The 9,844-nt window shown below is 75.7% G+C and carries 6 protein-coding genes; 3 read left to right on the top strand and 3 right to left on the bottom strand.

Annotated features, from left to right (window positions below):
- The first annotated feature begins 186 nt into the window (after positions 1 to 186).
- On the top strand, positions 187 to 3,870 hold the full coding sequence (locus tag AAW13_RS24465; RefSeq protein ID WP_143145039.1) for a hypothetical protein: 3,684 nt from the start codon (positions 187 to 189) through the stop codon (positions 3,868 to 3,870).
- A 13-nt stretch (positions 3,871 to 3,883) separates the two neighbouring features.
- On the opposite strand, the gene AAW13_RS47655 is transcribed toward AAW13_RS24465, so the two are convergent.
- Entirely contained in the window at positions 3,884 to 4,207 is a 324-nt protein-coding gene (locus AAW13_RS47655; protein ID WP_063777107.1) for a hypothetical protein, read from the bottom strand.
- Positions 4,208 to 4,274: 67 nt separating this feature from the next.
- A complete protein-coding gene (locus AAW13_RS24455; RefSeq protein ID WP_046733340.1) occupies positions 4,275 to 4,649 on the bottom strand; it encodes an STAS domain-containing protein in 375 nt (124 codons plus the stop codon).
- A gap of 71 nt (positions 4,650 to 4,720) precedes the next feature.
- On the opposite strand from AAW13_RS24455, the gene AAW13_RS24450 reads away from it, so the two are divergent.
- Both AAW13_RS24450 and AAW13_RS24445 read left to right on the top strand, forming a co-directional pair.
- Complete coding sequence (locus tag AAW13_RS24450) at positions 4,721 to 6,190, top strand: aminotransferase class I/II-fold pyridoxal phosphate-dependent enzyme (protein ID WP_046733339.1); 1,470 nt, start codon at positions 4,721 to 4,723, stop codon at positions 6,188 to 6,190.
- A gap of 170 nt (positions 6,191 to 6,360) precedes the next feature.
- Positions 6,361 to 7,509: an FUSC family protein gene (locus AAW13_RS24445; protein WP_046733338.1), complete on the top strand. Its 1,149-nt coding sequence runs from the start codon at positions 6,361 to 6,363 to the stop codon at positions 7,507 to 7,509.
- Between the two features lie 142 nt (positions 7,510 to 7,651).
- Here AAW13_RS24445 and AAW13_RS24440 read toward each other — a convergent pair whose 3' ends face one another.
- Entirely contained in the window at positions 7,652 to 9,802 is a 2,151-nt protein-coding gene (locus AAW13_RS24440) for a SpoIIE family protein phosphatase (protein ID WP_240528717.1), read from the bottom strand.
- Between the last annotated feature and the right edge of the window lie 42 nt (positions 9,803 to 9,844).

The following is a 9,844-nucleotide window of genomic DNA, read 5'->3' as shown; positions in this document are numbered from 1 at the left end:
TCCCCCACCGAACTGGCCCCCCGGGCCCCCCGTCCCACACCCACGACCACGACCACGACCGCGACCACGGCCACGGCCACGGCCACGGCCACGACCGCGGCCGCGGCCGCCGACGGTGAGTCCGCCCCGCTGGGGCCACTCGTACCGGACCACGAAAGCGTCACGGACGGCGCGGGTGGGCACACCATGCCCGAAGGCGGAGCCGAGGCCACGGTCACCCACGAGGCCACGGTCACCCACGAGGTCACGTTCGGCGCCGAGGACGCCCCCGCCCGGACCGCGCGCCTGGACACCCTCGCCGCCGGCCTCGCGCGGCGCACCGCACACGACCCCGTCCTGCCCACCGTCCGGATCAGCGGCCACGCCACCGTGTCCGTGTCCGGCCGGCCCCACTTCGGCCGCTCCCTCCAGCTCGGCGCCGAACACGCCGAACAGGTCCGCGAGTTCCTCGTCCGGCGGCTGGACGCCCAGCTGCGCGACCTCGGCTCCCCCCTCACCTCCGACGCGTTCACGATCACGACCGAGTCCCACGGCCCGGACCCCGCACCGAACGGCCCGGAATCCCCCGGCCGGGCGGTCGTCACCGTCACCCGCCCCGGCCCCCCGCCGCCCGTGCGTCCCGACCAGTGGCGCCCCCGGCGCGACCGGGCGGCCTGGGCCGTGCTCCGCACCGAGCGGTACGACCCCGCCCGCGACCCGGCGTCCGGCCGTCCCGCACCCGGACTGCTCGCCGGCCGGGACGTCGTGGTCCGCGCGGCGGTCACCCGGATCCAGGCGGACGACGGACGCTGGGTACGCAACCTCTCCCTGCACCTGCCCGTCCGCTTCGGCGACGGCTTCGGCCACGCCGACCTCGGCCCGTACCGCGACCGGCTCCAGTCGCTGCTCGACACGCACGTCAACAACGGCCGTCGGCTGCCCGGTTCGGGCGACCAGCTGCACGTCGACGTGGAGCTGACGCACCGCCCGGACCACCCGGAGGCCGTCGAGATCAGCCGCGGCGAGCGACCCGGCCGCGCCTGGGACCAGTTCTCCTTCCCGCTGGACGGCCACGCGGACGGCCACGAGGACGTCCGGGACGACGCGCGGGCCCTGCACGAACTGCTGCACTACGCGGGGCTGCCGGACCGCTACCAGGACCCCACGACGCTCTTCCGCCGCCTGGCACGGCAGACCGACCGGGCCGGTCTCATGGCGGACATCGACACCATCGACGTACCCGACACGTATCTGCGGGCCATCGCCGAGGTCACCGACTCGGGCCCGGTCCTGCGCGACCTCCCGTACACCGGGGACGGGGAGCCGGCCGTGCCCGCGCCGGGGCTGACCCGGGCCGCCGCCCACGAGTCCCTCCTCGCGACGGACCCGCGCCCGACAGCGGACCAGGTCCCGTCCGCGGCCTCGCACCCGACAGCGGACCAGGCCCCGTCCGCGGCCTCGCACCCGGCACCGGACCAGTCCCCGTCCGCGGCCTCGCACTCGCACCCGGCGCCCCCGGCCAGGCCGCCCGCCGCCGCGCCGTTCGCCGGCCGTTCCGCCGCCCAGGTCGCGGAGCTGGTCCGCGACGTACGGCACGAGGACACCGCGATGGACGGCGGCGGACGCAACTGGCGCGGCCCCGGCCGGCCCCGTTTCGACCACGGCCGGTACCACGTGCACCGTGCGGACGGGGGCCGGGAGCAGCACGAGATGCCCTGGGCCGACGACGCCTATGTCGTCCTGGCGCGGGCCGCGCGGGGCCACATCACCCTGGAGACCCCGAACCGCAAGGTCCGGCTGACCGACCCCGAGGACTTCGCCGCGCTGCTGGCGGACGACCCGGTCAGGCCGCGGGACGCCGACATCGTCCTGGCCGTGCGCGGTTTCGCGGACGCCCCCGCCGGGCTCCCGGAGGCGGTGTTCCGGGCCACCGGGAACCGGGTGTGGACGCCGTCGGACGGCGCCCTGGAGCTGTCGTCCGTCCGGACGCACGGAACGACGGTCGAGCGGATCCAGCTGTCCGGTCCCGACCCGCACTGGGCCGCGACCACGGCGGCGGGCCGCGACGAGTTCGCCCACCTGCGGCCAGAGCCCCTGGTCACCGACGCGTACACGGTCCGGGCCGCCGACGCCGACGCGGTGCTCTTCCACCGGCTGCCCGCGACCCGGATCACGGCCGTGCACTCCGCCCGGTCCGGCCCGGACGCGCCCGCGCTGCTCCTGCCCACCCAGGAGCTGGGCGTGGTGCGGGCGGGGGACCACCCGCCGGTCCGCATGTCACGGGACCGCACCCTGGCCATCGACGCCGAGGGCCTGAGCCAGCACGCGTACGCCACCGAGCGGGCCGTGGCCGAGGCCAACGCGAAACTGGCGGCCGCCGGCAGCAAGGTACGGCTGGACGCCGATCCCGCCGTCTCCCTCACCCTGCCCCGGCCCGACGGGCAGGCCGGGCCACCGCTCCTGCGGGTCACCCCGCGGTTCCTGACCCGTTCGGGCCGCTCCGAGGAGGAGGCCTGCCGGGACTTCGCGCAGATGGTGTCCGGCGAGGTCAGGGCCTCGGACGTGGTGTTCCGGGCGCAGCGGCGGGTGGCGACCGGCCGGATCAGCGCCCTGGACACGGCGGAGGTCACCGGCACCCACCAGCTCGCCGAGTCCCTCGCCCGGGTCGCCGACGGCGGGACCGACCCGGCGGCCACCGGTCCGGCGTGGGCCGCCGCCCAGCTCGCCCGGGACACCCGGGCCGTCGGCGGCCAGGGCGGTTCGCCGACGCCCGGCCGGGAGTACGGCAGCGCGCTGAGCTACGAGCGGGCGGACGATCCGCGCCGGCACGCGCTGTCCCGGGCCGCCCGGGAGACCGGGTTCAACGAGGGGGCCTGGGCCGAGGTGGGCGAGGGCTACCTGGTCCAGTCGATCAACGCGGCGGACGCGTCCGGCAGGCCGACCCTGGAGTTCAACTACGCCAAGCCGGGCGCGAGCAACGGCTCGCACTTCGGCTACCACTTCGCGTCGGTCGTGCTGGCCAGCGAGGACGGCCGGTCCCAGCTCACCCTGGAGAACCACGCCCGGGTCGGCAGGACCCGCGCGGAGATGAACCGGGGGGTCGCCGCGAACCTCCGCGGCTCCGCCGCCGACCTGCGCGAACTGGCCGCGTCGCTGCACGAGCGTACGAGGTACGCGGAACGGGTGGGCGCGCCCGCCGAGCGCCAGAAGACCCTCAGGTCCTGGGCCCGGGTGGCCGACCTGCTGGTCACGGCCAGGGAGGCCCGCGACCGGCGGGCACCCGAGGCGGAACAGGAGCGCGCCCTGCGGCAGGCCGCCGCGGCGATGCAGGGCACCGCCCCGATGATCGACGGCAAGGCCCAGTGGTACTTCCGTTCGTACGGCAAGCGGCCCGGCGAGACCATGCACGAGTCCCACGCGGAGCTGCTGTCCGACCACGTCTCGGCCGAGGCGAACCCCCTGACCCTGGTCGTCCTGCACGGGCACGCCCAGTCCGCGCCCGAGCACCGCTTCATCCCGTTCGACGAGTCGGGCGGCATGGCGGACTCCGCGGGCTCCAAACTGGACTTCCTGGCCGAACACCTGGCCCGCACCGGCCTCTGGAACCAGGCCCACGGTCTCCCCCTGCCCACCGTGCAGCTGACCGCCTACGACAACGCCCCCGGGCCCCGTCCGGACCTGGGGAACACCACCGCCATGGCCACCCGGGTCCGCGCCGAACTGCGCGCCCGGCTGGCCGCCCTCCTGCACGCCCGTGGCTCGGCCACCGACCCCGAGGCCTTCACCATCTCCCTCACCACGGGTCTCGACACCGGCGACGGCCGCCCCCGCACCCGCCAGGTCACCTTCGAGGTGAACCACTGGCGCGCCCACCACGGTCCCATCACCTGACCGGAGCCCCGCGTCACTTCCCGCCGAGAGCCGTCCGTGACGTCCGTGACGTCCGTGACGTCCGTGGGAACGAGCCCCTCACCAGAGTGTCACCGGGGACCGCCCAGCAGTCCGGCCCGCCGCCCTGGCGCGGCCAGACCTCGGGACCGCCGCCGTACCACTCGATGAGGCCCGACTCCGCCACGTCCAGTTCGTCGCCGCGCACGAGCCCGGCGTCCCGCAGGAGCAGCGTCAACTCGCGCAGCGAGTACGCCGTGCCCAGGAACCGGCCGTCGAGACAGACCCGGCGGCCCCCTGACCCACCGGGCGCGGCCACGGACGCGGAACGCTGCACCATGGACTCAGCTTCTCGCCGTCGGGGCCGGTCCGCATTCCCGGGCGACCGCTCCCCCGGTCGCGCCCGGTCACGACGTGGCGTCCGTCAGATCCGCCCGCACCTTGAGGACCTTGTCGGAGCCGGTGAGTTCCAGCAGGCGCCGCAGCTGCGCGGGCGGCGCGACCACCCGCAGGTCGGTCGCCAGGTGGACGCTGATCAGCAGGTTCAGGAACGTCGAATCCGCGAAGCCGACGCCGGCGGCGTCCACCACCACCCTGGGGAACTTCTCGGCAGCCGACAGCAGGGCGTCCGCGAGCGGTGTGATCGAGGCCGGGTCGTAGTCGCCGTGCGCCACGAAGACCGGGACGCCGCGGAACTCGTACTGCACCACCTCGGGCGGCCCCGAACCTGCCGGGCCGCCCCGGACGGAGCCGTCGTCGTCACTCCCGGCCGAGTGCCTCATACCCCCAGTATCCCGCGCCGTCCCAGGACGGCGACCGGCATGGCGACCGGCGTCCTGGGAACTCCGCAACCATGGGTCACAACCACGACGAAGCACCGGTCCTGGACGCCCTCGCCCGCTACCACGACGCCGACGAGCTGGGATTCTCCCCGCCGGGGCACAAACAGGCCCGTGGCGCGGACCCACGTGCGCGGGCGGTTCTCGGCGACGCCGTGTACCTGGGTGACGTACTGGCCAGCGGAGGGCTCGACGACCGGCTGTCCCGGGGCGAGGTGCTGGAGCGGGCCGAGGAGCTGATGGCCGACGCCGTGCGGGCGGACCACACGTTCTTCTCCACCTGCGGCAGTTCGCTGTCCGTCAAGGCGGCCATGCTCACGGTGACCTGTCACGGCCGGGGCCTGATCGTCGGCCGGGACGCCCACAAGTCCGTGATCGCCGGACTCATCCTGTCCGGTGTCGAACCGGTCTGGGTCGAACCCGAGTGGGACCCGGAACGCCGTCTCGCGCACCCCCCGTCGGCCGCCGCCTACGAGAAGGCGTTCACCGAGCACCCCGAGGCGGACGGCGCCCTCGTCACCAGCCCCACCCCGTACGGCACCGCCGCCGACCTGCGCGGCATCGCGGAGGTCTGCCACCGCCGGGGCAAACCCCTGATCGTCGACGAGGCGTGGGGCGCCCATCTGCCCTTCCACGACGCACTGCCCTCCTGGGCGATGGACGCGGGCGCCGACGTCTGCGTGACCAGCATCCACAAGATGGGCAGCGGCCTGGAACAGGGCTCGGTGTTCCACCTCCAGGGCGATCTGCTCGACCCCGCCGAACTCGCCTCCCGCGCCGACCTGTTGGGCACCACCAGCCCCAATGTCCTGCTGTACGCGGGGATCGACGGCTGGCGCCGGCAGATGGTCCAGCACGGCCACCGCCTCATCGACGACGCGCTACGGCTCGCGGACCGCACCCGCGCCGACATCGAGAAGATCGACGGCTTCCACGTGAACGACGCCGACGACTTCTGCGGACCCGGCCGCGCCGCCGCCTTCGATCCCCTGCCGGTCGTCATGGACATCGAGTCCCTGGGTACCACGGGCTACCGGGCCGCCGACTGGCTGCGCGAGCACCACCGGCTCGACATGCACCTCTTCGACCACCGGCGGATCAGCGCCCAGCTCACCCACGCCGACGACGAGCAGACCGCCGACCGGCTGCTCACCGCCCTGCGCGACCTCGCCGACCACGCCGACGCGTTGCGGAGCGCGCCGCGCGTCGACGTGCCCGCCCCGGCCGAGCTGCGGATGACCCAGGCCCGCCTGCCCCGCGACGCCTACTTCGAGCCGCACGAGGACGTGCCCGCGCACCACGCGGCGGGGCGGGTGGCCGGCGAGATGATCACGCCGTACCCGCCCGGCATTCCCGCCGTGCTCCCCGGCGAGCGTCTCACCGAGCCGGTCCTGCGCTACCTGACCACCGGAGTCGCGGCAGGCATGAACCTCCCCGACGCGGCCGACCCCCGGCTGAAGACCGTCCGGGTGCTGGCGGAGTGACGCGGCCGCCCGTCGCCGCCGTCGGCGGGGTGCGGTGAGTCCACCCACCCACGACGGTCCGTCCGCCCCCGGCGGGGTCCACCCGCCCGCGAGGAATCCGCCCGGCCCTCCGACGGGCCAGGTCGGCTCGTCCACGGCACCGTCCCGGCCAACCGGTGAGGAAGGGGTTCATGAGTTTCGTCGGCTTCGCCCTCGGCGAGCTGCGCACGGTCGGCCGCTCGGTCCGCAGGTCGGTCACCGAGCGGGGACCGGAGCGGGAGACCGCCGTGCAGTCGCTGAAGGCGGCGGCCGCCGCGGTCCTCGCCTGGGCGCTGGCCGGCTGGTGGTGGCACGCCCCGTTCGCCCTCCTCGCGCCGTGGACCGCTCTATTCCTCGTCCAGGACACCGTGTACCGCTCCCTGGTCGCCGCCCTTCAGCAGTTCACGGTGGTGGTGCTGGGCACGCTGCTGGCCGCCCTCGCGGGTGTCGTGACCGGCGACACCCTGGCCGCGCTCGCGCTCGCCCTCCCCGCCACCGTCCTCCTGGGCACGTACGCGCGCTTCGGCGCCCAGGGTCTCTACGCCCCCACCGCCGCCCTGTTCGTCATCGCCTACGGCTCCTACGGGCCCATGGACATCGCGCACCGGCTGCTGGAGACCGCCCTCGGGGCGGCCGTCGGCCTGTGCGTCAACGCTCTGGTGCTGCCCCCGGTCCACGACCGCCGGGTCCGGCGGCTGCGCCGCCAGCTGTCCGCCGAGAGCGCCCGGCTCCTCACCGACGCCGCGGACCGCCTGGGGACGCGCGAGGCGGCGGACGCACCGGACGACTGGGACGACCGGGCCCGCTGGCTCGGCGACGTCCTCACCGACCTCCGGACGGCCCGCCGCTGGTCCGACGAGAGCCTCCGGCTCAACCCCCTCCGGCGGCTGCGGCACCACACGGATCCGGAGCGGACGGCGCCGCCGCGGCCCGCCGTCCCGGACACCGCCTGGTACGACCTCACCGACCGGCTGCTCGCCCTGATGCGCGCCCTCATGGACATCGAGACCCGCCCCGACGCCCTGCCGCCGGACGCCCTGGACCCGCTGCTGGCCTTCCTGCGGGGCGCCGCCCTCGCGGTGAGCGGCCCAGACGACCCCCGAACGTCCCGTGCCGGGCCCGACCCGTCGGACGGCCTCGACCGCGCCCGCCGGGCCCACCGGGAACTCCTCGGGAACCTCGCCTCCCCCGGTGCTCTCGACACCGAACAGGCAGCACTCCGAGCCGCCTCAGGACACGTCCTCACGGCATTGGAACGGGCCCGCCCGGACGCCGCCGAACCCTCCGCCCACCCCGACTGACCGGCGTCTCCGCCCACCCCGACCGACCGGCGTCTCCTCCCACCCCGGCCGGCCGGCGTCTCCTCCCACCCCGCCCGGCCGGCGTCCACCGGCTCCCGCGAACCGCGCGCGGCGGTCCGGCGGTCCGGGCGCGCGCCGCCGCTCAGTCGGCGCCGCCGGCGTCCGGGGCATCCGGCGGTTCCAGGCGGATGAGGAGCAGTGCCACGTCGTCGGCCGGTTCGCCCGCGTGGTCGAGGAGCCGGTCGGCCATCCGGTCGAGGTCCGTGGGGTCCGTACGGGCGACGAGCCGGGCGAGGGCGGCGACCGCGTCGTCCGGATCGAGGCCGGGGCGCTCGACGAGCCCGTCCGTGTAGAGGACGAGGACCGACCCGGCCGGCAGCCGGTGCTGGACGGCCGGGTAGTCGGCCTGCCGCTCGATGCCCAGCAGGAGGCCCGCGGGGACACGGAGGACGTCGGTACGGCCGTCCGGGTGCCGGAGCACGGCGGGCGGGTGGCCGGCGCTGGCCAGGCAGATCTGCCGGCGGGCGAGGTCCAGGTGGGCGTACAGGCAGCTGGCGAACCGGTCGGGGTCGAGGCCGCCGAGCAGCCGGTTGGTGGTGCCCAGTACCTCGCCGGGAGCGGCGCCGGTGGCCGCGTGACCGTGCACGGCGGTCCTGACCTGACCCATCAGTGCCGCCGCGTCGATGTCGTGCCCCTGGACGTCGCCGATCACGGCGGCGGCCCGGTCGTCGTCCAGCCGGATCAGGTCGTAGAAGTCGCCGCCCACCTCGAGTCCGTGGCCGGCCGGTCGGTAGCGGGCCGCCGCGCTCAGCCCCGGGACGGACGGCAGGCGCTGGGGCAGCAGGGCGCCCTGGAGCCGGTGGGCCACGGCGTACTGGGTGTCGTAGAGACGACCGCGTTCGAGGGCCTGCCCCACCAGCCCCACGAGCGCGGTGAGCGCGGCCCGTTCGGCGGGCGGGAAGTGCTGGGGCCGGTCGTAGGCGAGGACCAGGGAACCGATGGCGCGGCCGGAGGCGACGAGGGGCAGGAACGCCCAGGACGACTTGCCGTCCAGGTGGACGGCGTGCGGGTAGGTCTCCCGGAGCTCCTCGAAGCTGGTGAAGAACTGCGCGGCGCCCGTCTCCAGCACCCGCACGGCGGGCGTGTCCTCGGTGAGCGGCAGGTCGTCGAAGTAGTCCATCAGGTCCGCCTCGTAGCCGCGGTGGCCCAGGATCAGCAGGCGGCCGTCGCGCTGCGCCATGAGGGCCATCGCCGTGGCGCCGAGCGCGGGCATCAGCTGGTCGGCGGCCTGGTTCACGACGTCCTGCGCGCCGACGGCCTCGGTGAGGGTCCCGGCCAGGTGCATCAGGTGGTACAGGAGGCTCGCCCGGCCGGGCCCGGCGGTGGCGTCGGCCGGGTCGGCCGCCGGGTGGGGCGGCTCGGGCAGCGGGTCGGCGCCGAGACCGGCCCGGATGATCCGGACGCTGATCCCGCACGGGTCGGGGTAGAGCTCGAAGACGAGCAGGGTGCCCGGTGGCCGGACCGCCGTGAAGGAGGTGGGCCGTTCGCTCATCACGGCGCGGCGGTAGCGGTCCTCCACCTCGGGTACGTCCATCCACGGCAGCGCCTCCCAGGGCGGGGCCCCGAGCAGGTCGGCCGGGTCCGCCCCGAGGATCCGGGCCGCCTCGGGTGTGACGAACGTGAACCGGCCGGTACCGTCCAGGGCGCAGGCCCCACCGGGCAGCCGGTCGATGAACGCGGCCAGTTCGCCGGCGTCGGCGGGCGGCGTCCGGGTCCGCGAGGGGTGCGGCAGGATGCGCGGCTGGGAGACGGGCCGGACGCGCTGCTCGGGCGCCCGCGCGAGCAGTTCGCCGAGGCGACGGCAGCCCGCCTCGACGGCGGTGCGTTCGCCGGCGCCGAGCCGCGGCGGGTGGGCCCCCGGCCACAGCAGCACCAGGCCGCCGACGGGTGCGTCCCGCGCGAGCAGGGGCGCGGCGGCCAGCGCGAAGTCGTACGGCAGGACGAGGGCCGTACGCGGGTAGCGGCGCGCCATCTCCTCCATGTCCCCGACCCACACCAGCCGCCGGTCGCGCACCGCGTCCGCCACCGCCACCCGGTCGGTCAGGCCGACCCTGGTCCACGGCACCGCCATCTCACGCGGCGCACCCGTGAGCGTGGTCAGCCAGAGCGCGTCCGCGCCGGGCGGCAGGACGTAGAGCAGCCCTCTGGAGGCCGCGCTCTCCTGGACCACTTGCAGGAGGGCCGCGTCCAGCGAGTCGGTGGCGCCGCTGTGCTGCGCCGCGCGTCGGCTCACGCCGCCTCCCAGGAATCACCCGCCCGCTCGGGCGGGGCACCC

Source organism: Streptomyces humi, assembly GCF_001005085.2.
Lineage (GTDB): Bacteria > Actinomycetota > Actinomycetes > Streptomycetales > Streptomycetaceae > Streptomyces > Streptomyces humi.
Note: the sequence above shows the minus strand (reverse complement) of the source record. Positions and strands in the feature narration are given on the sequence as shown.